The organism is Microlunatus flavus, assembly GCF_900110855.1.
GTDB classification, from domain to species: Bacteria; Actinomycetota; Actinomycetes; order Propionibacteriales; family Propionibacteriaceae; genus Microlunatus; species Microlunatus flavus.
Genome location: NZ_FOFA01000005.1, coordinates 72724 through 97055, shown reverse-complemented (window position 1 = coordinate 97055; position 24332 = coordinate 72724). Strand labels below are relative to the sequence as shown.

The window sequence follows — 24332 nt, the reverse complement described above, 5'->3', positions numbered from 1 at the left end:
GCCCGTGTCCACGACCACCACCTCCGCTCCGGCGTCGGCTGCCGAGCAGTTCGCGCTGCGGCGCCAGTCGCCGGCCCAGCGCATCCAGCACGTGCTGCACGCGCAGCCCGCGCTCAGTCCTCTCGCGGTGCTGATCATCGCGATCATCGTCTTCGCGATCATCAACCCGCGGTTCCTGCAGCCGCAGGCGCTGTCGATCCTGCTGCAGCAGGTGGCGATCATCGCCGCCCTGGCCATCGGCCAGACCCTGATCATCCTCACCGCGGGCATCGACCTCTCGGTCGGCGCGCTCACCGTGTTCTCGATGCTGATCATGGCCAGCCTGGCCTCCAGCGGCGGCGTACCCGGTCCGCTCGCGATCCTCATCGGGATCCTGGTCGGCACCTTGGGCGGGTTGCTCAACGGGTTCCTGGTGACCCGGATCAACCTGCCGCCGTTCATCGTCACGCTCGGGACGCTGAGCATCTTCCTCGCGGCCGGCCTGCTCTACTCCGGCGGCTCGAACATCCAGTCCACGGCCCTGCCGGACTCGGTGAACTGGGCCGGCACGGTCATCCAGTTCGGCCGGTTCCGCATCACCACCGGCGTCGTGATCGTCGCGCTGATGGCGATCGTCGTCGGCTTCGCGCTGAGCCAGACCAAGTGGGGCCGCCACGTGTACGCGGTCGGCAACGACATCGAGGCCGCCCGCCTGGTCGGCATCCGGGTCAACCGGGTCCTGCTCAGCGTCTACACCGTCGCCGGCCTGCTCTACGGCATCACGGCGTGGCTGCAGATCGGCCGGGCCGGCAGCGCCAGCCCGAACGCGCTCACCGAGGCCAACCTGGAGAGCATCACCGCCGTCGTGATCGGTGGCACCAGCCTCTTCGGCGGCCGCGGCGCGATCATCGGCACCATCATCGGCGCGCTCATCGTCTACGCGTTCCGACTCGGCCTGAGCCTCGCCGGCGTCGACGACCAGTGGCGCGTGTTCGCCACCGGCATCCTCGTCATCGTGGCCGTGGGCATCGACCAGTGGATCCGGAAGGTCAAGGCATGAGCGCCACCCAGAACGAGGCGGGCTACGGCACCGTCAACGGCGTCGACCTCGACGCCGTCCAGGAAGGCGTCGCCGACCCGAGCCAGACCGTCCTGTCGGCGCGCAAGCTGATCAAGACGTTCGGCAAGGTCATCGGCCTGGACGGGGTCGACCTCGACCTCTACCCGGGCGAGATCCTCGCGATCATCGGCGACAACGGGGCGGGCAAGTCGACCCTGATCAAGGCGGCGACCGGCGCGCTCACGCCGGACTCCGGCCAGCTCTACCTGGACGGGCGCGAGGTCAGCTTCAAGACCCCGCAGGACGCCCGTGCGGCGGGCATCGAGACCGTCTACCAGACCCTCGCTGTCGCGCCCGCCCTGGACATCGCGGCCAACATGTTCCTCGGCCGCGAGCGGCGCCGGTCCGGCCCGCTCGGGTCGGTCTTCCGGATGCTCGACAAGAGCGGCATGAAGGCCGACGCCGGCAAGTCGATGGCCAACCTCGGGATCGCGACCGTGCAGAACATGGGACAGGCCGTGGAGACCCTCTCCGGCGGTCAGCGCCAGGCCGTCGCGGTCGCCCGCGCGGCGACGTTCGCCACCAAGTTCGTCGTCCTCGACGAGCCCACCGCGGCGCTCGGTGTCAAGGAGACCGGACAGGTCCTCAACCTGATCCAGCAGATCCGCGACAAGGGCCTGCCGGTCATCCTGATCAGCCACAACATGCCGAACGTGTTCGAGGTGGCCGACCGGATCCACATCGCCCGCCTGGGCGGCTGCGCCGGCGTCATCACGCCCAAGTCGCACACGCCCACCGAGGCCGTCGCGATCATGACCGGCGCGACCACGCTCCAGCGGGGCTGAGCTCCAGCCCTCAGCAGCACCAGGACGGCCCGCGTACGCCTCGGCGTACGCGGGCCGTCCTGCGTCTCCAGCCCCGCCGAGCGGTAGGTTGCCGCGCGTTCCGGGCCCCACGAAGCGCGGCAACCTACCTCTCGGCGAGCGGGAGGAGGGTCAGCCGCGTTCGCGGGGCTCGTGGAGCGGGAAACCGCTGATCCCGCGCCAGGCGAGGGTGCTGACGAGGGCCTTGGCCTGCTCCAGGCCGATGGCGGCGCTGCGGTCGGAGACCCAGTAGCGCGCGCCGACCTGGGCGAGGCCGACCATCGAGATGGCCAGGAGCTTCGAGTGCTCCGGCGGCAGCCGGGTGTCCTCGGCGATCACCGCGGCGATGAGGTCGGCGACGTCGTTGTTGACCCGCCAGAGCCGTTCCTGCACCCGGCCGTCGCCGGTGAGGTCGGACTCGAAGACGAAGCGGAACTCCCCGCTGGTCGAGGAGACGAAGTCGAAGAACGCCCCCATCGCCGCGACGACGCGGTCCGCGTTGTGGTCGGTGGAGTCGAGCCCGTCGCGCACGACCTCGACGAGGGCGTCGCACGCCTGGTCGAGCAGCGCGAGGTAGAGCTCGAGCTTGGAGTCGAAGTGCTGGTAGAGCACCGGCTTGCTGATGCCCGCCGCCGCGGCGATGTCGTCCATCGCGGCGGCGTGGTAGCCGCGGGTGGTGAAGACGTCGTTGGCGGCGTCGAGGAGCTGCGCGCGACGCTGGTCCCGCGGCAGGCGGGCGCCGCGGACCGTCACCTCGTCGGCGCCGCTGCCGGTGGTCTGCGCAGCGCTCGACACCCGGTCACACTACCGAGCCGCGCCGACCACCCCGGCCGCCTCGCCGATCTGCACGGCCCACAGCCCGGCGTAGATCCCGCCGGCCGCGACGAGCTCGTCGTGCGACCCCGCCTCGGCCACCCGGCCCTCCGACAGCACCCAGATCCGGTCCGCGTCGCGCACCGTCGAGAGCCGGTGGGCGACGACGAGGGCGGTCCGGCTCGCGGTCACGGCGGCCAGCGAACGCTGGATGGCCGCCTCGGTCTCGGTGTCGACGGCCGAGGTCGCCTCGTCGAGGACGAGCAGCGCGGGGTCGCGCAGGATCGCCCGGGCCAGCGCGATGCGCTGGCGCTGGCCGCCCGACAGGGTCTGCCCGCGCTCGCCGACCACGGTGTCGTAGCCCTGCGGCAGCGCGCTGATGAACCCGTCGGCCTCGGCCAGCCGGGCCGCCTCGCGGACCTGCTCGTCGGTCGCGTCGACCCGCCCGTACGCGAGGTTGTCGCGCACGGTGCCGTGGAAGAGGAAGACGTCCTGGCTCACGTAGCCGATCGCGCCGCGCAGGGCGTCCCAGCCGAGCTCGCGCACGTCGGTCCCGTCGAGCAGGACCTGTCCCTCGCGCGGGTCGGAGAAGCGGAGCACGAGCCGCAGCAGGCTCGACTTGCCGGCGCCGGTGGTGCCGACGACGGCGTGGGTCTGCCCGGCCGGGACCACGAGGTCGAGGCCGCGCAGCACGTCGGGCCCGTCGGCGTAGCCGAAGCGCACGCCGCGCAGCTCGACGCCGCCACGGACCGGGGGAGCGAGCACGCCGGTGCCCGGCTGCTGCTCGCCCCGTTCGCGCAGCAGCGCGAAGATGCGCCGCGTCGAGGCCATGGCCCGCTGGTAGAGGTCGAGGGTCTGGCCGACGTCGGTCAGCGGCCAGAGCAGGCGCTGGGTCATGAAGACCAGCACGGTGTAGAGGCCGACCTCGAGCCGGCCGTTGATCGTCAGCCAGCCGCCGAGCAGCAGCGTGGAGGTGAAGCCGGCGAGGATCGCCATGCGGATCAGCGGGACGAAGGCCGACGACCAGCGGATGGCCCGCAGGTTGGCGTCGCGGTAGCCGTCGGAGACCTCGCGGACGCGCTCCACCTCGCGCTTCTCGGCGGTGAACGCCTTGATCGTGGTGAGCCCGCCGAGGTTGGTCGCGATGGTGGCGCTGACGTCACCGGCGCGGGCGCGCACGGCGGCGTAGAGGGGTTCGAGGCGCCGCTGGAACGCGATGGAGCCGATGACGATCACCGGCACCGGCAGGAACGCGAGCAGCGTCATCGTCCACGAGGTCGCCGCGAAGACCGCGCCGACGAAGACCACGGTCCAGAACGTGTGGAGGATGACCCGCGCCCCGGTGTCGAGGAACCGTTCGAGCTGGTTGACGTCGTCGCTCACGACCGACAGCACGCGCCCGGGCGCGGAACCCTCGTGCCAGGACACGTCGAGGTCCTGGACGTTGGCGTACGTCTCCACGCGCAGGTCGTGCTCGACCGACTGCGCCAGCCCGCGCCACAGGATCGAGGCGGCGTAGTCGGTCGCCGACTCCACGACCCAGACGACCACGTTGAGCAGCGCGATGATCAGCAGCTGGCCGAACCGCCCCTCGACGCCGAAGAACGTGGCCGCGAACGAGTCCGAGCCCCGGACCACGACGTCCACCGCCACCCCGAGCAGCAGCTCGGGCGCGACGTCGGCGGCGGTGTTGACCGTCGTGGCCGCGACGGCCGCCACCACGCGCGGCCGGAACCGGCGGTGGTGCTGCCAGAGGTCGCGCAGCGGCGAGGTCGAACCCGAGGCGTCGGCCTGGGCGGGTGGTGCGGCGGTCGTGGCGGTCGTCACGAGACGCAAGCGTGCCAGCCCTCAGCCGGTGGGCAGGGCGGGCAGCGGCGGCCGGTCGTCGAGCAGGAGGTCGGCGGCGAGGTCGCCGTGCTCCTCGACGCGGCGCAGCACGTCGGCGGGGGAGAAGCGGAGGTCCTCGGGCCTCGTCGCGGCGGCCAGCTCCTCCCAGGTCACCGGCGTCGCCACCGCAGGCAGTGCGCGGCCCCGCAGCGAGTAGGGCGCGATGGTGTTGCGGGCCGGGAGGTCCTGGTTGTGGTCGACGTAGATCCGCCCGCGGCGGGCCTGGACCGAGACGGTCGAGACGAAGAAGTCGGGCCGCTCGCGGGCCATCCGCACGTTCAGGCCCTTCACGTACGCCCAGGCGTCGCGGGCGCGGCAGGGGGCGAGCGCCGCGTACACCTGGACGCCCTTGCTCCCCGACGTCTGCGGCACGGGCACGAGCCCGTCGGCCGCCATCGCCCCCGCGACGAGCAGCGCGGCCCGGGCCGAGTCGAGCACGTCCATGCCGGCCCCGGGGTCGAGGTCGACGACGAGCCGGTCGGCCAGCGGCTCGCCATCGAACGGTTCCTCACCCGGCAGGTCCAGCACGCCGTCCTCGCCGACGCGGCCGCTGCTCAGCGTCCACTGCGGGACGTGCAGCTCGAGGGCGGCGAGGTTGGCCAGCCAGACCAGCGTGGCCGGCTCGTCGGCGACGACGTAGTCGATGACGCCCTCGCTGGTCCGCACCGGCTGGCGCGGCACCCAGTCCGGCGTGCCGACCGGCGCGTTCTTCTCGTAGAACGAGCCGGCGGCGAGCGGCGTGGTGCCGCCGGTGTCGGGGGCGACGTGGTCGGCCGGGACACCGCCGGGGTAGCGCAGCCGGGTCAGCCCGCGGTCGCGGACGTGCGGCAGCATCACCTCGGCGATGCGCGCGTAGTAGTCGATCACCTCGCCCTTGGTGAAGCCGTCGGGGTAGAGCGGCTTGTCGAGGTTGGTGAGCGTCAGGGTCCGGGCGCCCACCCGGACGCGGACCTCGGGGGCGGGCATCAGGGGGCGGGGGCCTCGACGACCTGGCGCCCGACGCCGAAGGCCTCGAGCCGGGCGGGTTCCGGGGCGGGTCCGACGCCGGGCTCGCGCGACACCGCGACCCAGCCCTCGACCATGCGGACCTCCTCGGTGAGGTCCTCGGCGTAGAAGCGGTCGGAGCCCGAGATGTCGCCGGTCAGCGTGAAGCCGGGCAGCCCGGCGAGCGCGGCGTTGGCGGTCCGGCCCAGGCCGGTCTCGAGCATGCCGCCGCACCAGACGGCCGCGCCCGACGCCCGGCACAGGTCATGGATGCGCCTGGCCTCGAGGTAGCCGCCCACGCGTCCCGGCTTGATGTTGACGATGCTCGCCGCCCCCATGGCCAGCGCGTCGGCGGCGCGCGCGGCGGAGACGACGGACTCGTCGAGGCAGACCGGAGTCGTGATTTGGCGCGCCAGCAGCGCGTGCTGGCGCAGGTCGTCCTCGGCCAGCGGCTGCTCGATCAGCAGCAGGTCGAAGGCGTCGAGGCGGCGCAGCACGGCCGCGTCGGCGAGCGTGTACGCGGCGTTGGCGTCGACCTGGAGCGGGATGTCGCCGAACCGCTCGCGCACGGCCCGCGTCGGCTCGACGTCCCGGCCGGGCTTGATCTTGAGCTTGATGCGGCGGTAGCCCTGGTCGAGGTAGCCCTCGACCACGTCGAGCAGCTGCGGCACGGAGTCCTGGATGCCGACGGACACCCCGGAGGGGACCTTGTCCACGGTGACGCCCAGGTGGTCGGCGAAGGAGGTGCCGGCGGCGCGGAGCTGGGCGTCGAGCAGCGCCATCTCCAGCGCGGCCTTGGCCATCGGATGACCCACGACCGGCGCGAGGACCTCGCCGACGGTCTCCGCGCTGAGCGGGCGCTCGCGCTGCGCGGCGAACAGCCGCGGCAGCAGGTGGTCGACGATGACGGCCTGCGCCCCCGCGACGTACTCGGCGGAGTAGGTCGGCTCCTCCTGGGCGACGCACTCGCCCCAGCCCACGACCTCCGTGCCGTCCGCGGTCGTGCGGACCTCGACGATCAGCGCCAGCCGTTCCGTCTCCGTGCCGAACGACGTCGTGAACGGCGAGACCAGCGGCATCCGCACGAGGTGCAGCGCCACCTCCTCCAGGTGCAGGGTCATGCGTCTCCCTCCCTCAGCCCGAGCCGGTCGTCCGGCCGAGCACGTAGCGGCCCTCGCGGGCGAAGCGCCGCACCCGCCAGCCCTGCTCGTGCAGGTCGGCGTACGCGTCGCGGAAGGCGCTGCGCCAGCGCGACGCGACCGCGCGGTCGCTCCTGCGCAGCGCCTCGACGTCGTGCGGCACCGCGAGCGTGACGACGGCGGCGTCGACCGGCACCGCGGGGTGGGCGACGGGTCCGCCGTCCCCGCCGACCGCGAGCGCGGCGTGCGCGCGGCCCTCGTCCGGAGCGGCCGGGTGCACCTCGTCGGGGTCGACCGGCCAGTGGACGAGCAGCCGGTCGCTCTCCTCGCCCGCGTTCAGGCCGTCGTCCATGCGCCCGTAGAAGTCGACGAGGTAGGTCTCGACGTGCGCCCCGAGCCGGCCGAGGTTGAACCAGGCGTTGCGCGCGATGAGCGGGTCGTAGGTCCAGCCGATGGTGGCGACGCCGTGCCCGGCGCACCAGGCGCGCTGGTGGAGCTTGAGCGCGGTGCCGATGCCGCGTCCGCTGCCCGGCCGGACCGCGGCGATGTGGGAGTGCAGCAGGAGCGGGTGCCCGGCACCGGCCGTGCCCAGGAAGCCGGCGCACGACCCCACCAGGGTCCCGTCGGCGTCGAACGCGCCGCTGACGTAGCTGCCGGCGAAGCCGAGCGCGACCAGCAGGCCGGGCTCCATCGGGCTCTCCTGCGGCCCGAGCCCCCAGACCTCGGCGTACAGGGCCGACGCCGCCGCCATCTCGTCGCCGCGCAGGTCGCGGACCTCGACCCCGGCCTCGCGGGCCGCCGCCTCCGCGGCCGGCGTCAGCCGGGAGAGGAGGGAGGCCACGCCGCGATCCTGCCAGAGCGGGCGCGCGGCATGATCGGGGCAGGGGACGCCGCGCCGGGTGTCGCGCGGTCCTCGGGAGGAGTCGGATGACCTGGGCGTACGTGCTCGACGGCCCCGCCGTGGTCAGGCGGGTCGAGCGGGCCGAGCAGCACCCCGGGCTGCGGCCGGGCCAGGTCCGGCTGCGCTTCCTCGCCGGCGGCCTCTGCGGCAGCGACATGCCGCCGCTGCTGCAGGTCGCGACGGCCTCCGACCGGGGCTGGCACGGCGGCGCACCGATCCACGAGATCGTGGGGCTGGTCGTCGAGAGCGCCAGCCCGGTGCTCCGCGTCGGGCAGCGGGTCGTCGGGACGGGCGGCGCCGGGCAGGGGCTGAGCGAGTACCTCGTCGAGTCCGACACCACGTTCATCGGTGTCCCCGACGAGCTCGACGACGCCGACGCCGTCCCCATCCAGTCGGTCGCCACGGTCCTCCGCGCGGCGAACGGCCTCCCCGACGTCGCCGGCCGGCCCGTCGCGGTCATCGGCGCCGGGCCGATCGGGCTGGCGTTCGTGCACCTACTGCGCCGGCGGGGCGCCGGGACGATCACCGTGGTGGACCCCGTGCCCCGCGAGGAGGTCGCCCGTCACTACGGGGCCGACGTCGTGGTGCAGGCCCCGAGCCGGCGCTGGCTCGCCGAGCTCGACCGCAGCCGGCGCCCCGAGGTCGTGGTCGAGGCCGTGGGTCACCAGCAAGCCACGCTGCGCGACGCGCTCCGCGCGGTCGCCGACCGGGGCTTCGTGCTGGGCTTCGGCGCGGTCGACGACGAGGAGTACGTCCTGCCGTACCGGGAGATGTACGAGCGCGGGCTCACCCTGAGCACGGGCCGCACGGTCGAGGACTGGGTGGGGGTGCTGGAGGCCGGACGGGACTACCTGCGCGAGCACCGGGCCGACTTCGCGGGCTACCTGACGCACCGCGTCGGCGTGCGTGAGGCGCAGACGGCGTACGCGCTCTACGCCCGCCCGCAGGCGTCGCGGATCAAGGTCGCGCTCGTCGCCGACTGACCCGGGTCCTGCCAGAGTGGGTCCGTGCCCACGACGCCGCTGATCCTCGTCCGCCCGCCGTCGCCCCGCCTCGCCGAGGGCGAGCTCACCCACCTCGACCGCGTGCCCGTGGACCCGGGGCTGGCCCGCGAGCAGTGGCAGGGCTACGTGGCCGCCTTCGCCGACCACGGGTGGGACGTCGTGGAGGTGGAGGAGGCGCCCGAGCACGCCGACGGGGTGTTCGTCGAGGACGCCCTGGTCGTCGTCGACCGGCTCGCCGTGCTGACCTCGCCGGGCGCGCCGAGCCGGCGTGGCGAGGTGCCGGGCGTCGAGGCCGCGCTGCGGCGCCTGGCGGCGGACGGCGTCGACCTCGAGGTCGCCCGCATCTCGTCCGAGGGCCACCTCGACGGCGGCGACGTGCTCGAGGTCGGCGACGTGCTCTACGTCGGCCGCAGCGCGCGGACCGACGACGAGGGCATCCGCCAGCTGGCCGCGCACGTCGAGCCGTACGGGCGCCGGGTCGTGCCGGTGCCCGTGTCGAAGGTGCTGCACCTCAAGTCCGGCGTCACCGCGCTGCCGGACGGCACCGTCGTCGGGTACGAGCCGCTGGTCGACGACCCGGGTGCGTTCGTCCCGTTCCTCGCCGTGCCGGAGGAGCACGGCACCGCCGTCGTCGACCTCGGCGGGGGCGCCGTGGTGATGTCGGCCGACGCCCCGCGGACCGCCGAGCTCTACCGCGCGCGGGGCCTCGACGTCGTGACCGTGCCGATCAGCCAGTTCGAGGCCCTCGAGGGCTGCGTGACCTGCCTGTCGGTGCGGGTCCGCTGAGGGCGGTCCCGCTCAGCCCTCGTGGGGCAGGACGATCACCGGCACCGGGGCGTGGCGGATGAGCTTGGTCGCCCGCGAGCCGAGGAACACCCGGGCCACCGGCCCCATCGACGACGAGCCGAGGGCGAGGACCTCGCCCGGCTCCCAGGGGACCGAGGCCATGGTGTCGCCCCAGGTGGCGCCGGTCGCGATCACGAGCTCGGCCGAGCCGGGGACCACCCCGTCGCGGACCAGGCGTTCCTGGGCGGCGCGGGCCTGCTCGGACCAGGAGCTCAGGACCGAGTCCTCGGCCGTGATGCCGGTGACGGGCGGGTACATCGTCGCCCCGCGCACGCCGAAGCTCGCGACGCGCAACGGCACCCCGAAGCGCCCGGCGAGCGTCGCGACGCGCCCCACGACGCGGACGGAGGACTCCGAGTCGGAGAACGCCGCCGTCACCTTGGTGACGCCGTCGGCCGCCGTGGAGCGGAACTCCCGGGGGCTGATCGCCAGCGGCACGGGGGAGGCGTGCAGCAGCTTGTCGGCCGTCGACCCGACGACGACCCGGCCGACCTGCCCGTCGGCGGACGAGCCGAGCACGAGCACGCTCGCGTCCGTCTCCTCGACCGCGCCGACGAGCGCGTGCGCGATCGACCGGCCGGGGACGACCCGGTACGTCACGTCGACACTCACCGTCGTCTCGGACAGGTAGTCCCGCGCCTGGCGCTCGGACTCCTCGCCGACCTGGCGGGCGTACTCGCCGAATTCGGCGTCGACCCGGGCCATCGACGGCGTCGCCCACTGGCGCGGCACGACGGTGACCACGGTCAGGTCCTCACCGAGCGCGTGCGCGAGCTGCAGGCCCAGGTCCAGCGAGCCCCGCCCGCCCTTGCTCGGGGTGTAGCCGACGACGACGGTCATCGGTCGTGCTCGCCGGTGGTGATGTCGTTCGGGGTGAGCTCGCCGCGCTGGATCTTGCCGACGACCGAGTGCTTGCGGCCGTAGAGCAGGTAGAAGGCGAGGAAGACGAGCACCCAGCCGGCGAAGACGAGCCAGGTGATCGCGCGCAGGCTCGAGAGGATGTACGCGCACGCCAGGATCGACAGGACGGGCGTCACGGGGTAGCCGGGGACCTTGAAGCCGCGCTTCAGGTCGGGCTCGCGCCGGCGCAGGATGATCACGCCGAGCGAGACGATCACGAACGCCGTCAGCGTGCCGATCGAGACGACGTCGATCAGGTAGTCCAGCGGGACGAACGCCGCCAGGAGGGCGACGATCATGGCCACGATGATCGTGTTGTTGACGGGGGTCCCGCTGCGCGGGCTGACCTTGGCGAAGACCGGCGGCAGCATGCCGTCGCGGCCCATGGCGAAGAGGATCCGGGTCTGGCCGTAGAGCGTGACGAGGGTGACCGAGAAGATCGAGATCACGGCGCCGAGGGCGAGGACGGTGCCCCAGATGTTCGTGCCGGTGACGATCTCGAGGATCTTGGACAGCCCGGCCTCCTTCTGCCCGGAGAACTCCGTCCACGGCTGCGTCCCGAGCGCCGCGACGGCCACGAGGACGTAGAAGACGATGACGATGACCAGCGCGGCGATCAGCGCGCGCGGCATCGTGCGCTGCGGGTCCTTCACCTCGTCGCCGGCGGTGGAGACCGCGTCGAGGCCGATGAAGGAGAAGAAGATCGTCCCGGCCGCGGCGCCGATCGCCGCCTTGCCGAGGGGGGCGAAGTCGGTGAAGTTCGCACCGTTGAAGGCCGTGAAGGAGATCACGACGAACATCGCCAGCACGGTCAGCTTGATCACGACCATGATCGCGTTCAGCCTGGCCGACTCGCTGGCCCCGCGGATCAGCAGGAGCATGCACAGCCCGACCAGGACGACGGCCGGCAGGTTGATGATGCCGGTCGGTCCTTCGGGATCGGCGTTGAAGGGTGCGTAGAGCAGGGCTTGGGGCAGCTCGACGCCGAAGATGTTGCTGACCGCCTCGTTGAGGTAGCCGGACCAGCCGACGGCCACGGCGGCGGTCGACACCCCGTACTCGAGGAGCAGGCAGGCGGCGACGCCCATCGCGACGACCTCGCCGAGGGTCGCGTACGCGTAGGAGTAGGTGCTGCCGGAGACCGGGACCGACGACGCGAGCTCGGCGTAGCAGATGGCGGCGAGCCCGGCCGCGATGCCGGCGAGGACGAAGGAGAGCACCACCGCCGGCCCGGCCTGCGGCACCGCCGAGCCGAGCACGAAGAAGATGCCCGTGCCGATGGTGGCGCCGACGCCGAACATGGTCAGCTGGAAGGTGCCGATCGAGCGGGTGAGCTGGGGCCCGTGGGGATGTGCGCTCTCCCCGACGGGCTTGCGGCGCCACAGCTCGCCGCGCAGCCCTCCTCGGACGGTCGAGGTGCTCATGGAACCTCCGTGCAGGTCTCGGCCGCGGGCTGCCCCGGACGGCGACGTGCCCGTAGTCTCCCGGTCACCCGCCGATCTGGCGAGACCCCTCCGGGCGCGTCACGCAACCGTTGCGTGCAGCTCCGGCAGCGGGCGCGGGTCGTCGGCCACCGAGAACAGCCGGCCGACCACCCTCGAGAGCGGGGAGCGCAGGATCCCTGCGAGCACGAGGTTGCGCGCCCGCAGCGCGAGGGCGCTGCGCGGGAAGGCCAGCCGCACGACGCCGCGCGGGATGCCCTGGACGTCGTCGACGAGCGGGCGCATCCACGCCTCGTACGCCGCGAGCCCGGCCTCGATCCCCGGGCCGCTGCCGTCGCCTCCCGAGAGCGAGGCCGCGAGCACGTACCCGCCGGTCAGCGCCAGCGAGGAGCCGCCGCCGCCCATCGGGGTGACGCACCAGGCCGCGTCGCCGACCAGGCAGACCCGGCCGCGGTGCCAGGTCGGCATCCGGATCTGGGTGAGCTGGTCGACGTACACGTCGTCGCTCGTGGCGAACCCGTCGAGCACGCGGGGCGCCTGCCAGCCGGCGTCGCCGAACGCCGCCCGGAGGCGCTCGAGCGCCGCTCCGCGGTCCAGCGCGGCCAGGTCGTCGGCGGTGGCGAGGCAGAGCATCGCCCGGGTGGTGCCGTGGTTGTCCGGGCGCAGGTGCACTCGGCGGCCGCGGTCGGCGGTGAGCCAGCGCCAGCGGTCGTCGTCGTCGGGGGTGCGGGGGATGGTGCCGAAGACCATCGCGACGCCGAGCCCCCGCCGCTCGACCTGCGCCCCGAAGAGCCGGTCGCGCGTCCGGGAGCGCACGCCCTCGGCGACGACGAGCAGGTCGGCCTCGAGCTCCTCGCCCGACGCCAGGCGCAGGGCGATCCCGTCGGCCCGCTCGTCGACCGCGTCGATCGTCTGGTCGTAGCGGACCTCGACGTCGTCGGGGAGGGCGTCGAGCAGCACCCGGGCGAAGTCGCCGCGCAGCACCTCCAGCTCGGCGGTGGCGCCGTCCGGGCCTTCGGAGGGGAGCTCGGCGACCTCGCGGCCGTCGGGCCCGACGAGGACCGTCCCGGTCTCGGTGGTGTTCTGCGCGGCGACCGCCTCGGTGAGGCCCATCCGGTCGAGCACCGTGTGCGCCACGCCGCGGACGTCGACGTTCTGCCCGCCGTCGCGGAACCCGGCGGCCCGCTCGAGCACCGTCACCCGCCAGCCCGTGCGGCTGAGCCACCAGGCGGCCGAGAGGCCCGCGATGCTCGCTCCCGAGACGACGACCCGTCGTGCTGCCATGCACCCGCTCCTCGTGCTGCGAGATCTTCAGACCGAAGACACTTCGCAGCAAAGGTAGTGGGGCTGCCGACCTCGGCGGCCCTGCGCGCGGCCGGGCCCGAGGAGCTGCGTCACGTCCTCGCCTTCCTCGACCGGATGAGCGAGGGCAACCGGCAGGCCGACGAGCGGCTGGCCTGCGGCGGGGCCACGCCGGGTGGTGGGAGGCTCGCGCCGTGACCAGCCCCGAGCCCGTGCTCCCACTCGGGCGACGACGGCGGGCGGACCCGACGCTCCTGCCCGCGCAGCCGGTGGCGTACCACCAGCTGCTGCGCGGGCCCCGCTGGCGCTGGTGGCGCCCGCTGGTCTCGCTGCTCCTGCTCGTGGGGCTCCTGCTCGTCGCGCTCGTCGTCGTCTTCGGCACCTTCGAGGCGCTCGACGGCCCCCTGCCGGACCGCTGGGTGGGGACGTTGGACGAGGAGTGGAGCCCGGTCACCAACCTCGAGCTCGACCTGTCCCTGGCGGCGCTCATCCCGGTCGCCGCGCTGGCCGTCGCGATCGCCCACCGTGTCCGGCCGGGCTGGGTCTCCTCGGTCACGGGCCGGCTCCGCTGGACGTGGCTCGGGCGCTGCCTGCTCGTCTGCCTGCCGGTCTGGGCGCTCTACCTCGGCGTCGGGTCGTTCGTCGACCCGGTGGAGCCGGGGCGGCCCGACCACTGAGCGCAGCTGCTGGTCATGGCCGTCGTCGTCACCCCGTTCCAGGCGGCGGGGGAGGAGGTCCTGTTCCGCGGCTGGCTCGTGCAGAACGTGGGCGGCTTCTTCGCGCGTCCGATCGCCGGGCTCGTGGTCAGCACGGTGGTCTCTGCCGGCCTGTTCTCGGCGGCGCACGGCAGCCCCGACCCCTGGATCCTGCTGAGCATCGCCACCCTCGCGGTGACGGCGTGCCTCGCGAACTGGCGCACCGGCGGTCTCGAGGCGGGCATCGCGATGCACGTCGTCAACAACGTCGGTGTCGGCGTCGTCACCATCACCTACGGCGGCTACACCGACTCGTTCGTCGACGGTTCCACCACGGGCTCGCCCGGGGACTTCTTCCCGGGCCTCGTGGTGCACGCGCTGGCCGTCGCGCTGATCCTCTGGCAGGGCCGCCGGGCCTGCGTCCGGCGGACGACGCCGGTGCCGGCCCGGGCGGCGGGCCCGTCGGTGGCCGAGAGCACCCCTGACCTGCCGGACGCGACGTGGGTCGCGCCCCTCGGGCGCTGAGGGACGCCCCGGGGCTGCGAGGATCGGGCGATGGCACCCGTGCAGGAACGTGAGCGGCCCACGCTGCCCGAGGGCTGGTCGGCCCGCGTCCCGGGCGACGCCGACATCGGCGCCCTCACCGCGCTGCTCGCCGCCAACCGCCGCGCGGGCAGCAGCACGCCGGTCGACGTCGCCACCCTCACCGCGCTCGTCGTGGGGCCCGCCAGCTGGACCCGGCGCCAGCGCGTCGTGCTGGACCCGCGCGGTGCCGTCGTCGGGTGGGGCGTGGTCCACGACCGGGCGGCGGGCCGCACCGAGGTGACGGTCCTGGTGGCGCCCGACCTGGACGGCGCACCGGTGCAGGACGCCGTCGCCCGCGGGCTCCTGGCCTGGGCCGACCGCGAGGCCGCCGAGGTCGCCGCGCTGCGGCGGGTGCCGCAGACGCAGCTCGACTCGGGCGCCGACGCCGACGACGACCGGCAGCGGACGTGGCTCGCGGCCGCCGGCTACACCTGCGTCCGCACCTGGCTGCAGATGGTCCGCCCCGTGGCGCCCGGGGAGGGTCAGCCCGGTGCGCTGCCGGCCCCGCGGGACGGGGTCCGGGTGCGCCGCGTGCACGAGCACGCCAACGGGCTGCCCACGGCCGAGGACCTGCAGACCGTGCACCTGGTGCTCGAGCAGTCCTTCGCCGACCACTTCAACTCCTACCGGGAGGGGTTCGCCGAGTTCGTCGTCCGGCTCCAGGAGGACCCCTGGCACCGCTGGGACCACTGGTGGGTCGCCGAGGTGGAGCTCGACGGCGGGTGGCGCCCGGGCGGCGCGCTCATCAGCTCGGTGTCGCCGCCCGACGCGACCGGGGCGTACGGGAGCTACGTCGACTACATCGGGGTGCACCGGCGGGCACGCGGTCGCGGGGTCGCGAAGGCCCTGCTCAACACGGTCATCGGCGACGCCGCCCGCCGCGGGCGGCCGCGGGTCGCGCTCGAGGTCGACGCCGACTCCTCGACCAACGCCGACGGCCTCTACCTCTCCATGGGCTGGGTCGTCGACCACCGCACCGAGTCCTGGCACCGCTACCTCGACGCCGGCGTGGAGGGGTGAGCGGGGACCGGCTGCTGGGCGAGGTCGCCCGCGAGTGGGACCTCCGCCTCGACGGGCCGTTCCGCGGGGGCGCCCGGCGCTCGGTGCCGGTCCTGACCGACGCCGGTGACGCCGCCCTGCTGGAGCACGCACCGGACGGCTCCCCGCACGAGCACCTGGCGCTGCGCGCCTGGAACGGCGCGGGAGCCGTCCGGCTGCTGCGCGCGGACCCCCGGCGCCACCTGCTGCTGACCGGGCGCACCGACCCCGACGAGGACCTGACCGGCGCGGACCCGTACGACGCGGGCACGGCGATCGGCACGCTCCACGCGCAGCTGCACCGGGCGCCGCTCCCGCAGCCGCCGGCGCTCGCCGACCTCGCGCCCGGGTGGCTGGCGGCCCTCGAGCGGGCGTCCGTCGGGGCAGCGGTGCCGCGACGGTTCCTCGACCAGGTGCGGGCGTGGACGCCCGGCCTCGTCGACCCGCACGAGGCCGCGCCGGTGCTGCTGCACGGCGACCTGCGACCGGGCACCGTCCGGCGTGGCCCGGACGGGACCTGGGTCGCGTTGGCCCCGCGGCCGGTCACCGGCGACCCGGCGTACGAGGTCGCGGCGGTCCTGCGGCCCTGGGAGGGGGCCGCGGCGAGCGACGACCTGCGCGGGGACCTGCTGGAGCGCTTCTACGCGGTGGTGGACGCGGCCGGCCTGGACGAGGACCGGGCCCGCGCCTGGGTGGTCGTCCGGACGGTGGCGGAGCTGGCGGCGTGCCTCGGCGCCGGAGAGGTGTCGCCGGAGGACGTGACCTGGGCGACGACCGTCGTCAAGGCGGTCCAGCGCTGACGGGTGGGCGACCTGTGCCCGGCCTGAGCCCCCACCCGCAGGGATGGGGGACAGGCGCCCGCTCGGGTGCCAGGGTGGGCGGGCACCCGGCGCCGGACCCCCGACCAGCTGCCCGCACCCCAACCGACGAAGCACGAGGAGAGCAGCATGGACACCCCTGGCCAGGACGGGCAGCAGCGGGACGGGCAGGAGCGGGCGCAGGAGGAGGCCTTCCTGGAGGCGCGGCACGAGGGCCGGCTCGTCGCCTCCGCCGACGTGAGCGGATCGACCGAGCCGCACGGGACCGCGCAGGTCGCCCTGCACCGCCACCACCCCGACGCGCCCGCCGAGGTGCGCGGCGACCTCGTCGACCAGGTCATGGACACGCGCGTGGTGAGCAGCAGCGACGCCGTGCACGTCGTGCTCCCGCTGGGCGACTCCGCCTCGATCACCCGTCTGCAGGAGCGGACCGAGGACTTCACCGCCCGGCCGGCCGGCACCTCCGCGGTCGTCGACGCCGCGGTGCCGCCCCCGGCGGACGCCCAGGAGCGGTAGGCGCGGCCCCGACCGGCGCCCGCCGTCCCGCCGTACGGAATAGGCGGGGTCGGCGGGCTGTTCGGCCTGACGATCGGGTGCCCGACGAGGAACCGTCGAACCGGGCCCGCACGAGAGCAGGAGGAACCGTGGCGCTGCCACCGCTGGTCGAACCCGCCGAGGAGCTGACGACCGAAGAGGTCCGTCGCTACAGCCGGCACCTCATCATCCCGGACGTGGGCATGGTGGGCCAGAAGCGGCTGAAGAACGCCCGCGTCCTCGTCATCGGCGCCGGCGGCCTGGGCAGCCCGGCGCTGCTCTACCTCGCCGCTGCGGGCGTGGGCACGCTGGGCATCGTCGAGTTCGACACCGTCGACGAGTCCAACCTGCAGCGCCAGATCATCCACGGCCAGTCCGACATCGGGAAGTCCAAGGCCCAGTCGGCCAAGGAGTCGATCGCCGAGGTCAACCCGCTCGTCAAGGTCATCACCCACGACGTCCGTCTCGACAACGACAACGTCATGGAGATCTTCGCGCAGTACGACCTGATCCTCGACGGCACCGACAACTTCGCGACGCGCTACCTCGTCAACGACGCCGCCGTGCTGTCGCACAAGCCGTACGTGTGGGGCTCGATCTTCCGCTTCGAGGGCCAGGCCAGCGTGTTCTGGGCCGACCACGGACCCCAGTACCGCGACCTCTACCCCGAGGCCCCGCCGCCCGGCATGGTTCCCTCGTGCGCCGAGGGCGGCGTGCTCGGCGTGCTGTGCGCGTCGATCGGTTCGATCATGGTCACCGAGGCGATCAAGCTGATCACCGGCATCGGCGACCCGCTGATCGGGCGGCTCATGGTCTACGACGCGCTCGAGATGAAGTACACGACGCTCAAGCTGCGCAAGGACCCGAACGGGACGCCGATCACCGAGCTGATCGACTACGAGGCGTTCTGCGGCGCGATCACCGACGAGGCCGCGCAGGCCGTCGCCGGGCACACGATCGGCGTGCGCCAGCTGGAGGAGTGGCTCGAGGAGCGCGAGCGCGGCGAGAAGGACTTCCTCCTCGTCGACGTCCGCGAGTCGGTCGAGCGGGACATCAACCTCATTCCCGGCTCGGTGCTGATCCCCAAGGGCGACTTCCAGACCGGTGAGGCGCTCGGCGGCCTGCCGCAGGACAAGCAGGTCGTCCTCTACTGCAAGACCGGCGTCCGCTCGTCGGAGGTGCTGGCCATCGTCCGCGGCGCCGGCCTCTCCGACGCCGTGCACGTCGGCGGCGGCGTCAGCGCCTGGGTCAACGAGATCGACCCGAGCCAGCCCGCGTACTGAGCGCGAGCGTCCGGCTCGCGCCGGACGGCATGCGGCCGACCCGCCTCTGGGCGGGTCGGCCGTCGTGCTCTCAGGCCCGATCCGCGTCTGCTGCGAGCTGGCGCTGCCAGTCGGCGGGCACGCGGCCGGCGGGGCCGGGGGTGGGCTGGTCGTCGGGGTGCGACCGGGGGGCGGCGAGCTGCGGGCCCTCGCCGGCGACCTGCTCCTCGTAGTCCCAGAACCAGTCCTCGCCCGGCTCGAAGGACTGGATGTAGCGGTGGTGCGTCGAGGTCGCGTGCGCCGTCGCGTGGCGGCCGAGCGAGTTGTCGCAGCAGCCGATGTGGCCGCACGTCGCGCAGCGGCGCAGGTGGAACCACCACCCGCCGCTGCTGCCGCACTCGACGCAGCCGTCGCCGCTCGGCGGGACGTCGGTGTCGATGTCGCTGATCCAGCGCGTCTTCGGGGCCACGGGCACTCCTCGGGCTCGGGTTCGAGGCGCCCACCGTAGCCGTGCGCCGCTCAGCGGCTGAAGCGGGCGAACTTCTCCCGGGCCGCCGCGGTCGCCGGGGCGAAGACGTTGACGAGCGTGCCGTCGGGGTCGCGGAGCAGCAGCGACCGGTTGCCCCACGGCATGGTCGTCGGCGCCTGGACGACGTCCGCCCAGCCGCGCACCGCCTCGTGCACCGCGTCGACGTCGTCGACGAGGAGCTCCACGATCGCGGAACGGTTGGCCGCCGGCTCTGCGGAACCAGCGCCGAAGAGCGCGACCGTACGGGTGCTCCCGATCGCGAGCGTGCCGTTCGGGGTGCGCAGCTCGGCGAAGTCGGGGCTCGGCCGGTCGGCGTCGGTGCCGGTCAGGCGGGCGTAGAAGTCGACCAGGCGGTCGACGTCGTCGGTGATCAGGCGGACGGACACGAGGTTCATGACAGCGACGCTAGAGCCGATAGCGGACAGTTCTCGCCCGGTATCCGGGTAGGTTCCCCAGGGTGTCCAGGCCGACCGCACGGGTTCTCGCGCTGCTCGAGATCCTCCAGTCCGGCGGCACCCGGAGCGCCGCGGACCTCGCGGACACCCTCGGCGTCGACCCGCGCACGGTCCGGCGCTACGTGGAGCACCTGCTCGACCTCGACGTCCCGGTCGAGTCCGTCCGCGGCACCTACGGGGGCTACCGCCTCGCGCCGGGGCACCGCGTGCCGCCGCTGATGTTCAGCGGCGAGGAGGCCGTCGCCGTGCTGCTCGGCCTGCTCGAGCGGGCGGGCGACCCGGAGGACCCGACGCGGTCGGACGCCCGGCGCGCCGCCGGGAGCGCGGCGAGCAAGGTGCGCCGGGTGCTGCCCGGCCCGCTGGCGCGCCAGGTCGACGCGCTGCTCGACGTGGCCGAGCTGTCCTCGGGCGACGCGCCCGTCCCCGACGAGACCCGCGTCCTGCTGCTGGTGGCCGCCGCGGCGCGCGCACGTCGGCCGCTCGAGGTCGTCCACACCCGGGACGGGCACGAGCGGGCCCGGACGGTGCGGCCGTACGGGCTGGTGGCGCACCACGGCCGCTGGTACGTCTGCGGCGCCGACTCGCGCAGCGGCGAGGTCCGCACCTTCCGCCTCGACCGCCTGGGTCCGGTACGGCTGGGGGAGGGAACGTTCGCGGTGCCGACGGGGTTCGACGCGCGGGCGGCGGTGCTCGCCTCCCTCGCGGCGACGCCGTGGCGCCACCGGGTCTCCGCGCGGGTCCGGGCTCCCGTGGCCGACGTGGTGGCCCGGCTGCCGCCGGGTCTGGGGGCGGTCAACCCCGACGCGACGCCGGGCTGGGCGCGGGTGGAGGTGCGGGTCGAGAGCCTCGACTGGGTGCCCGCGCTGCTGGCCGGGCTGGCCGCGGACCTCGGGGCGGACCTCGTGGTGGAGGCCCCCGACGAGCTGCGGGAGCGGGTGCACGCCCTCGGCCGGCGGCTGCTCGACGCGTGAGGGCCGTCCGGCCCCGGCAGACGGAAGCCCCCGGCACCGAGGTGCCGGGGGCTTCCGCTCAGTCCGGGCGGACCGGGATCAGATCGCGACGACCTGGTCGGCCTGCGGGCCCTTCGGACCCTGGGTGGTCTCGAACTCCACCCGCTGACCCTCGTCGAGCGAGCGGAACCCGTTGGTCTGGATCGCGCTGTAGTGGACGAATACGTCCGGGCCCCCGCCGTCCACGGCGATGAAGCCGTAGCCCTTCTCAGCGTTGAACCACTTGACGGTTCCCTGCGCCATGCAACATCTCCTTGCGATCTGGCATTCGGAGCCGCACCTCACGGCCCCGACCGCTGTCCAGCCGCCGAACGGTCGACGCCCGTTGAACGGTCCCGAGACGTGGCACCGACCACGTCGAGGACCGCTGACGAACAGCGCGCTCAGCCTGACACACGGGTCCGGAGCTTGGGAACTACTCCGGAGACGTCCTCGTTGAGGCGGCTGCGAGCGACGGGGGTCCGGCCGGCGTCAGCCGTCGAGGCCTGGGAGCTGGTGCTCCGCGAGCTCGTCCGGAGCGGGACGCCAGCGGGCGGACGCCATCCGGACCCGGCCGTCGACCACGGCGACGCCGTCCTCGAGCAGGTGCCGCAGGGCGCGGGGCGCCAGCCCCTCGGCGGGGCGGCCGTCGGCCCGGACGACCCGCCACCAGGGGACCCCCGAGCCGTGGCGGGCCAGCACCGTCCCGACCTGGCGGGGACCACCGCGCCCGACCATCGCCGCGAGGTCGCCGTACGTCGTCACCGAGCCCACCGGCACCGCCTCGACGAGGCGGAGCACCTGCTCGACGAAGTCTTCTGTCCTCGCTCCGCTCAGACGCGGATCGTGCTCCACCCCGGTGCCTTCCTCCTCGTTCGCGAACGGAGAAGCGTGTTCGCTCTCTCGTCGTCCAGGCACCGGCGCACGATCCGGTTTCGTCCATGGGGCACTACCAGCCCTGCGAACCCGGGATGCCCTTGAACGGTCCGCTGACCGCGCTCGTGATCCAGCCGCCGTAGAACCCGCCGGGCTGCGGCTCGACCCGCTCGCCGTCGACGAGGCAGTAGTCCATGGCGCCGGGGTAGAGCGCGACGTGGCCGCGCAGCGCGGCGTAGCGGCCGTTCGGGCTGGGGTAGTACCAGGCCGCCCGCTTGGCGACCCGGTCGCCGCCGAGGACGTCGAGGTAGGACGCCTCGCCCTTCCACTCGCAGAAGGACGAGCCCCCGGCCTGCCGCAGCACGCCGGCGACGAACGCGTCGCGGGGCAGGTAGTACGTCGGCGGGTGGGAGGTCTCGAGGACCTGGATGCTCTGCCGGGTCTCGCAGACCTCGACCCCGCCCAGCACGACGGTCACGAGGTCGTCGACCGTGCGCAGCGCCGGCGGTCGCGGGTAGTCCCACACCGACTCCTGGCCGGGCGCGACGGGATCGGGGGTCGGACGGCTCACCACGGGCCGAGCGTACGACGTGGCCACGGCCGGTGCCGTGGGAAACTGCGTGCGTGCAGGGGGTCGAGGTGCGGCGCTCGGCCGACCGGTTCCTCACCGTGGCCCCGGCCCGGCCGGACGCCGACGCGGGGTGGGCCGAGACCCGGCACAGCTTCTCCTTCGGCGAGCACTACGACCCCGAGGACGTGGGCTTCGGGCCGCTGGTGGCCCTCAACGACGAGACGGTGCGGGCCGGGCAGGCCTACCCCGACCACGTGCACCGCGACACCGAGATCGTCAGCTGGGTCGTCGCCGGCACGCTGCGCCACGCCGACTCCGGCGGCCACCTCGGCCAGGCCGGCGTCGGCACCGTCCAGCGGCTCAGCGCCGGCTCCGGCGTGACCCACACCGAGGGCGCGACCGACGGCGCCGACGTGCGCTTCCTGCAGGCGTGGGTGCGGCCCGACGAGGCGGGGACGGCCCCGTCGTACGCACTCGGCACCGTCGACCCGCAGGCGCTCGCCGCGGGGTGGGTCGCCGTCGCCTCGGGCGAGCCCGGGGCGGTCGTCGACCTGCTCAGCCGTGGCACGACGTTGTGGGTGACCCGGACCGGCGACGACGAGGTGCGCGCCCTGCCCGTGGCCCGTCGGGCCCTGCTCATGGTCGTCGGCGGTTCGGCGGAGCTCGACGGCGTCGGGTCGCTGGACCAGGGCGACGCCGTCCGCGTCACCGGCCGGGTCCCGCTCGTGCTCCGCGGCCGCGGCGCGTGCGAGGTGCTCGTCTGGACGTTCGCGTCGTGACCGGGCACCAGACCGTGCTCCCGCTGCTCATCCGGGTCTCCGGACGGGACCGCCCCAACCTGACGCGCGAGGTGCTGGAGCTGCTCGGTCGTGCGGGGGCGGTGCTGGAGGACATGGAGCAGCTCGTCGTGCGCGAGCGGCTGACCCTCGACGTGCTCGTCCGGCTCGACGGGGCCGACGACGCGCTCGTGCGCGACGTCCTCTACTGGGGCTTCACCCACGACATGCAGGTCGACTTCGAGCGCGTCGCCGCCGTCTCGAGCCGGGCCGGGCTGATGCGCCACGCCGTCACCGTCCTCGGCCGACCCCTCACGCCGTCGTCGCTCGCCGCGGTCGCCGAGGCCGTCGCCGCCACCGGCGGGAACATCGACCGCATCGTCCGCCTCGCCACCGAGCCGGTGACGGCGTACGACCTGGTCGTCATCGCCGGCGACGTCGAGGCCATGCGCCGTGCGCTCGGCGCCGTCGCGCAGGCCGAGCGGATCGACGTCGCCGTGCAGGTCAACGGGCTCGAGCGGCGCGCCAAGCGCCTCGTCGTCATGGACGTCGACTCGACGCTCATCGTCGACGAGGTGATCGAGCTGCTGGCCGACGAGGCGGGCTGCGGGGCCGAGGTCACCGAGATCACCGCGCGGGCGATGGCGGGGGAGCTCGACTTCGAGGGTTCGCTGCGCGAGCGCGTCCGGCTGCTGGCCGGGCTGGACGAGGCGGCGGTCGAGCGGGTCCGCCGGCGGATCCGCCTCACCCCGGGTGCGCGGACCTTCGTGCGGACGCTGAAGCGGCTCGGCTTCGTCGTCGGGGTGGTCAGCGGCGGGTTCACGCCGTTCACCGACAGCCTGCGCGCCGAGCTCGGGCTGGACCACGCGTATGCGAACACGCTCGAGGTCCGCGACGGGCGCCTGACCGGCGAGGTCCTCGGGCCGGTCGTCGACCGTGCGCGCAAGGCCGCGCTGCTGACGCAGATCGCCGCGGACGAGGGCGTTCCGCTCTCGCAGACCGTGGCGGTCGGCGACGGCGCCAACGACCTCGACATGCTGGCCGCGGCCGGCCTCGGCATCGCCTTCAACGCCAAGCCGGTCGTGCGCGCGCAGGCCGACACCACGCTCTCGGTGCCCTACCTCGACGCCATCCTGTTCATGCTCGGCATCCGGGGCGCGGACGTCGAGCGCGTCACCGCCGCCGAAGACCCGGCGGCCGGGGCCACCACACCCACGGAGGTACGCGCATGAGCACGCTGCGGGTCGCGCTGGCCCAGGTCACGACCGGGGCCGACCCCCAGGACAACCTGCGGCTGGTCGCCGAGCAGACCGCCCGCGCCGCGGAGGCCGGGGCGCGGCTCGTGGTCTTCCCCGAGGCGACGATGCGGGCGTTCGGGCTGCCCCTGCTGCCGGTCGCCGAGCCGCTCGACGGCCCGTGGGCCGACGGGGTGCGCGCCGTCGCCGCCCGGCACGGCGTCGTGGTGGTCGCCGGGATGTTCACGCCGAGCCCGGACGGCCGGGTCGTCAACACCCTCCTGGTGACCGGCCCCGGGGTGGAGGCGGGCTACGACAAGATCCACCTCTACGACGCGTTCGGGTTCGCCGAGTCGGCAACGGTCGCGCCCGGCGACCAGCCGGTGGTCGTCGAGGTCGACGGCGTCGGGATCGGCCTGGCCACCTGCTACGACCTGCGGTTCCCCGACCTGTTCACCACCCTCGCCGACCGCGGGGCGCGGGTCGTCTGCCTGCCGTCGTCGTGGGGCGCGGGGCCCGGCAAGGTCGACCAGTGGCGGGTCCTGGCCCGGGCCCGGGCCCTCGACAGCACCTGCTTCCTCGTGGCCGCGGGCCAGGCCGAGCCGTCGGCCGCGGGCGTGGACCTGACCGGGCGCGCCGACGCGCCGACCGGAGTCGGGCACAGCCTCGCCGTCGGCCCGGACGGGACCGTCCTGGCCGAGCTGGGCGACGCGCCCGACCTGCTCGTCGTCGACCTCGACCTCGAGGCGGTGGACCGGGTCCGGGCCGTGCTGCCCGTGCTCGCGAACCGTCGCCGCGACCTGGCCTGAACCCGCCGCCGGCCACGGACGCGGCCCGGAGCAGACTGCG

At 74.3% G+C, this 24332-nt stretch carries 28 protein-coding genes; 15 read left to right on the top strand and 13 right to left on the bottom strand.

All coding sequences use genetic code 11. The features are described 5' to 3' along the window. Positions 1-4 precede the first annotated feature (4 nt). Both BMY04_RS12930 and BMY04_RS12925 read left to right on the top strand, forming a co-directional pair. Positions 5-1039, top strand: coding sequence for an ABC transporter permease (locus tag BMY04_RS12930; protein ID WP_091181052.1), 1035 nt, complete (start codon positions 5-7; stop codon positions 1037-1039). Continuing rightward, the gene (locus BMY04_RS12925) at positions 1036-1884 is read left to right on the top strand and encodes an ATP-binding cassette domain-containing protein (RefSeq protein ID WP_091181049.1); all 849 of its coding nucleotides are present in this window, start codon (positions 1036-1038) and stop codon (positions 1882-1884) included. Before BMY04_RS12930 ends, BMY04_RS12925 begins: the two co-directional genes overlap by 4 nt. Before the next feature lie 150 nt (positions 1885-2034). On the opposite strand, the gene BMY04_RS12920 is transcribed toward BMY04_RS12925, so the two are convergent. Genes BMY04_RS12920 through BMY04_RS12900 form a run of 5 tightly spaced genes read right to left on the bottom strand, consistent with a single transcriptional unit; the run spans position 2035 to position 7566 of the window. After that, positions 2035-2697, bottom strand: coding sequence for a TetR/AcrR family transcriptional regulator (locus tag BMY04_RS12920; protein ID WP_232506367.1), 663 nt, complete (start codon positions 2695-2697; stop codon positions 2035-2037). Between the two features lie 9 nt (positions 2698-2706). Beyond that, entirely contained in the window at positions 2707-4542 is a 1836-nt protein-coding gene (locus BMY04_RS12915) for an ABC transporter ATP-binding protein (RefSeq protein WP_091181045.1), read from the bottom strand. 21 nt (positions 4543-4563) lie between these two features. Further along, a complete protein-coding gene (locus tag BMY04_RS12910; protein ID WP_091181041.1) occupies positions 4564-5568 on the bottom strand; it encodes a DNA polymerase domain-containing protein in 1005 nt (334 codons plus the stop codon). After that, on the bottom strand, positions 5568-6707 hold the full coding sequence (menC, locus tag BMY04_RS12905) for an o-succinylbenzoate synthase (protein ID WP_198410135.1): 1140 nt from the start codon (positions 6705-6707) through the stop codon (positions 5568-5570). Before menC ends, BMY04_RS12910 begins: the two co-directional genes overlap by 1 nt. A gap of 13 nt (positions 6708-6720) precedes the next feature. Further along, positions 6721-7566: a hypothetical protein gene (locus tag BMY04_RS12900; RefSeq protein ID WP_091181038.1), complete on the bottom strand. Its 846-nt coding sequence runs from the start codon at positions 7564-7566 to the stop codon at positions 6721-6723. An 86-nt stretch (positions 7567-7652) separates the two neighbouring features. On the opposite strand from BMY04_RS12900, the gene BMY04_RS12895 reads away from it, so the two are divergent. Together BMY04_RS12895 and ddaH are read left to right on the top strand one after the other, a co-directional pair. Further along, positions 7653-8609 carry a zinc-binding dehydrogenase gene (locus tag BMY04_RS12895; RefSeq protein ID WP_091181035.1) on the top strand — a complete coding sequence of 319 codons (957 nt, stop codon included), beginning with the start codon at positions 7653-7655 and terminating at the stop codon, positions 8607-8609. Between the two features lie 24 nt (positions 8610-8633). Then, complete coding sequence (ddaH, locus tag BMY04_RS12890; protein WP_091181030.1) at positions 8634-9416, top strand: dimethylargininase; 783 nt, start codon at positions 8634-8636, stop codon at positions 9414-9416. A 12-nt stretch (positions 9417-9428) separates the two neighbouring features. On the opposite strand, the gene BMY04_RS12885 is transcribed toward ddaH, so the two are convergent. The 3 genes from BMY04_RS12885 to BMY04_RS12875 form a co-directional block, all read right to left on the bottom strand. Continuing rightward, positions 9429-10316 (bottom strand): universal stress protein, encoded by an 888-nt coding sequence (locus BMY04_RS12885; RefSeq protein ID WP_091181025.1) that lies wholly within the window; start codon positions 10314-10316, stop codon positions 9429-9431. After that, positions 10313-11800: an amino acid permease gene (locus tag BMY04_RS12880; protein WP_091181021.1), complete on the bottom strand. Its 1488-nt coding sequence runs from the start codon at positions 11798-11800 to the stop codon at positions 10313-10315. Before BMY04_RS12880 ends, BMY04_RS12885 begins: the two co-directional genes overlap by 4 nt. Before the next feature lie 99 nt (positions 11801-11899). Then, the gene (locus BMY04_RS12875; protein WP_091181017.1) at positions 11900-13102 is read right to left on the bottom strand and encodes an FAD-dependent monooxygenase; all 1203 of its coding nucleotides are present in this window, start codon (positions 13100-13102) and stop codon (positions 11900-11902) included. A 57-nt stretch (positions 13103-13159) separates the two neighbouring features. Here BMY04_RS12875 and BMY04_RS22795 point away from each other — a divergent pair, with 57 nt between their 5' ends. The 7 genes from BMY04_RS22795 to moeZ all read left to right on the top strand — a co-directional run bounded on the left by BMY04_RS22795 (position 13160) and on the right by moeZ (position 18073). Further along, on the top strand, positions 13160-13318 hold the full coding sequence (locus BMY04_RS22795) for a hypothetical protein (protein ID WP_170854120.1): 159 nt from the start codon (positions 13160-13162) through the stop codon (positions 13316-13318). Next, positions 13315-13797 (top strand): hypothetical protein, encoded by a 483-nt coding sequence (locus BMY04_RS12870; protein ID WP_091181014.1) that lies wholly within the window; start codon positions 13315-13317, stop codon positions 13795-13797. Before BMY04_RS22795 ends, BMY04_RS12870 begins: the two co-directional genes overlap by 4 nt. A gap of 15 nt (positions 13798-13812) precedes the next feature. Continuing rightward, entirely contained in the window at positions 13813-14340 is a 528-nt protein-coding gene (locus tag BMY04_RS12865) for a CPBP family intramembrane glutamic endopeptidase (protein WP_091181010.1), read from the top strand. Positions 14341-14370: 30 nt separating this feature from the next. Next, complete coding sequence (locus tag BMY04_RS12860; RefSeq protein WP_091181007.1) at positions 14371-15420, top strand: GNAT family N-acetyltransferase; 1050 nt, start codon at positions 14371-14373, stop codon at positions 15418-15420. Beyond that, on the top strand, positions 15417-16238 hold the full coding sequence (locus tag BMY04_RS12855; protein ID WP_170854119.1) for an aminoglycoside phosphotransferase family protein: 822 nt from the start codon (positions 15417-15419) through the stop codon (positions 16236-16238). The genes BMY04_RS12860 and BMY04_RS12855 overlap by 4 nt, the downstream gene beginning before the upstream one ends. Positions 16239-16385: 147 nt before the next feature. Beyond that, positions 16386-16772 carry a hypothetical protein gene (locus tag BMY04_RS12850; protein ID WP_091181001.1) on the top strand — a complete coding sequence of 129 codons (387 nt, stop codon included), beginning with the start codon at positions 16386-16388 and terminating at the stop codon, positions 16770-16772. A gap of 128 nt (positions 16773-16900) precedes the next feature. After that, on the top strand, positions 16901-18073 hold the full coding sequence (moeZ, locus tag BMY04_RS12845; protein WP_091180998.1) for an adenylyltransferase/sulfurtransferase MoeZ: 1173 nt from the start codon (positions 16901-16903) through the stop codon (positions 18071-18073). Between the two features lie 70 nt (positions 18074-18143). Here moeZ and BMY04_RS12840 read toward each other — a convergent pair whose 3' ends face one another. Together BMY04_RS12840 and BMY04_RS12835 are read right to left on the bottom strand one after the other, a co-directional pair. After that, the gene (locus BMY04_RS12840) at positions 18144-18521 is read right to left on the bottom strand and encodes a UBP-type zinc finger domain-containing protein (RefSeq protein ID WP_232506366.1); all 378 of its coding nucleotides are present in this window, start codon (positions 18519-18521) and stop codon (positions 18144-18146) included. Between the two features lie 50 nt (positions 18522-18571). Further along, positions 18572-18976 (bottom strand): VOC family protein, encoded by a 405-nt coding sequence (locus BMY04_RS12835; RefSeq protein WP_091180995.1) that lies wholly within the window; start codon positions 18974-18976, stop codon positions 18572-18574. A 62-nt stretch (positions 18977-19038) separates the two neighbouring features. On the opposite strand from BMY04_RS12835, the gene BMY04_RS12830 reads away from it, so the two are divergent. Beyond that, on the top strand, positions 19039-20007 hold the full coding sequence (locus BMY04_RS12830) for a helix-turn-helix transcriptional regulator (RefSeq protein ID WP_091180992.1): 969 nt from the start codon (positions 19039-19041) through the stop codon (positions 20005-20007). Between the two features lie 78 nt (positions 20008-20085). On the opposite strand, the gene BMY04_RS12825 is transcribed toward BMY04_RS12830, so the two are convergent. From BMY04_RS12825 to BMY04_RS12815, 3 genes are all read right to left on the bottom strand, one after another. Continuing rightward, positions 20086-20289, bottom strand: a complete 204-nt coding sequence (locus BMY04_RS12825; protein WP_091180989.1) for a cold-shock protein — start codon at positions 20287-20289, stop codon at positions 20086-20088. Between the two features lie 228 nt (positions 20290-20517). After that, on the bottom strand, positions 20518-20880 hold the full coding sequence (locus BMY04_RS12820) for an MGMT family protein (protein WP_232506365.1): 363 nt from the start codon (positions 20878-20880) through the stop codon (positions 20518-20520). Between the two features lie 94 nt (positions 20881-20974). Next, complete coding sequence (locus BMY04_RS12815) at positions 20975-21475, bottom strand: DUF427 domain-containing protein (RefSeq protein WP_232506362.1); 501 nt, start codon at positions 21473-21475, stop codon at positions 20975-20977. 50 nt (positions 21476-21525) lie between these two features. Here BMY04_RS12815 and BMY04_RS12810 point away from each other — a divergent pair, with 50 nt between their 5' ends. Genes BMY04_RS12810 through BMY04_RS12800 form a run of 3 tightly spaced genes read left to right on the top strand, consistent with a single transcriptional unit; the run spans position 21526 to position 24292 of the window. After that, positions 21526-22251 (top strand): pirin family protein, encoded by a 726-nt coding sequence (locus tag BMY04_RS12810; RefSeq protein ID WP_170854118.1) that lies wholly within the window; start codon positions 21526-21528, stop codon positions 22249-22251. Further along, positions 22248-23480, top strand: a complete 1233-nt coding sequence (gene serB / locus BMY04_RS12805) for a phosphoserine phosphatase SerB (protein ID WP_198410134.1) — start codon at positions 22248-22250, stop codon at positions 23478-23480. The genes BMY04_RS12810 and serB overlap by 4 nt, the downstream gene beginning before the upstream one ends. Continuing rightward, complete coding sequence (locus tag BMY04_RS12800) at positions 23477-24292, top strand: carbon-nitrogen hydrolase family protein (RefSeq protein WP_091180981.1); 816 nt, start codon at positions 23477-23479, stop codon at positions 24290-24292. The genes serB and BMY04_RS12800 overlap by 4 nt, the downstream gene beginning before the upstream one ends. Positions 24293-24332: the final 40 nt, after the last annotated feature.

Coding starts and splice junctions, on each gene's coding strand:
- BMY04_RS12925 (WP_091181049.1), top strand. CDS start 1,036: ATGAGCGCCACCCAGAACGAGGCGGGCTACGGCACCGTCAACGGCGTC.
- BMY04_RS12910 (WP_091181041.1), bottom strand. CDS start 5,568: ATGCCCGCCCCCGAGGTCCGCGTCCGGGTGGGCGCCCGGACCCTGACG.
- menC (WP_198410135.1), bottom strand. CDS start 6,707: ATGACCCTGCACCTGGAGGAGGTGGCGCTGCACCTCGTGCGGATGCCG.
- BMY04_RS12895 (WP_091181035.1), top strand. CDS start 7,653: ATGACCTGGGCGTACGTGCTCGACGGCCCCGCCGTGGTCAGGCGGGTC.
- BMY04_RS12885 (WP_091181025.1), bottom strand. CDS start 10,316: ATGACCGTCGTCGTCGGCTACACCCCGAGCAAGGGCGGGCGGGGCTCG.
- BMY04_RS12880 (WP_091181021.1), bottom strand. CDS start 11,800: ATGAGCACCTCGACCGTCCGAGGAGGGCTGCGCGGCGAGCTGTGGCGC.
- BMY04_RS12875 (WP_091181017.1), bottom strand. CDS start 13,102: ATGGCAGCACGACGGGTCGTCGTCTCGGGAGCGAGCATCGCGGGCCTC.
- BMY04_RS12865 (WP_091181010.1), top strand. CDS start 13,813: ATGGCCGTCGTCGTCACCCCGTTCCAGGCGGCGGGGGAGGAGGTCCTG.
- BMY04_RS12860 (WP_091181007.1), top strand. CDS start 14,371: ATGGCACCCGTGCAGGAACGTGAGCGGCCCACGCTGCCCGAGGGCTGG.
- BMY04_RS12850 (WP_091181001.1), top strand. CDS start 16,386: ATGGACACCCCTGGCCAGGACGGGCAGCAGCGGGACGGGCAGGAGCGG.
- BMY04_RS12835 (WP_091180995.1), bottom strand. CDS start 18,976: ATGAACCTCGTGTCCGTCCGCCTGATCACCGACGACGTCGACCGCCTG.
- BMY04_RS12825 (WP_091180989.1), bottom strand. CDS start 20,289: ATGGCGCAGGGAACCGTCAAGTGGTTCAACGCTGAGAAGGGCTACGGC.
- BMY04_RS12800 (WP_091180981.1), top strand. CDS start 23,477: ATGAGCACGCTGCGGGTCGCGCTGGCCCAGGTCACGACCGGGGCCGAC.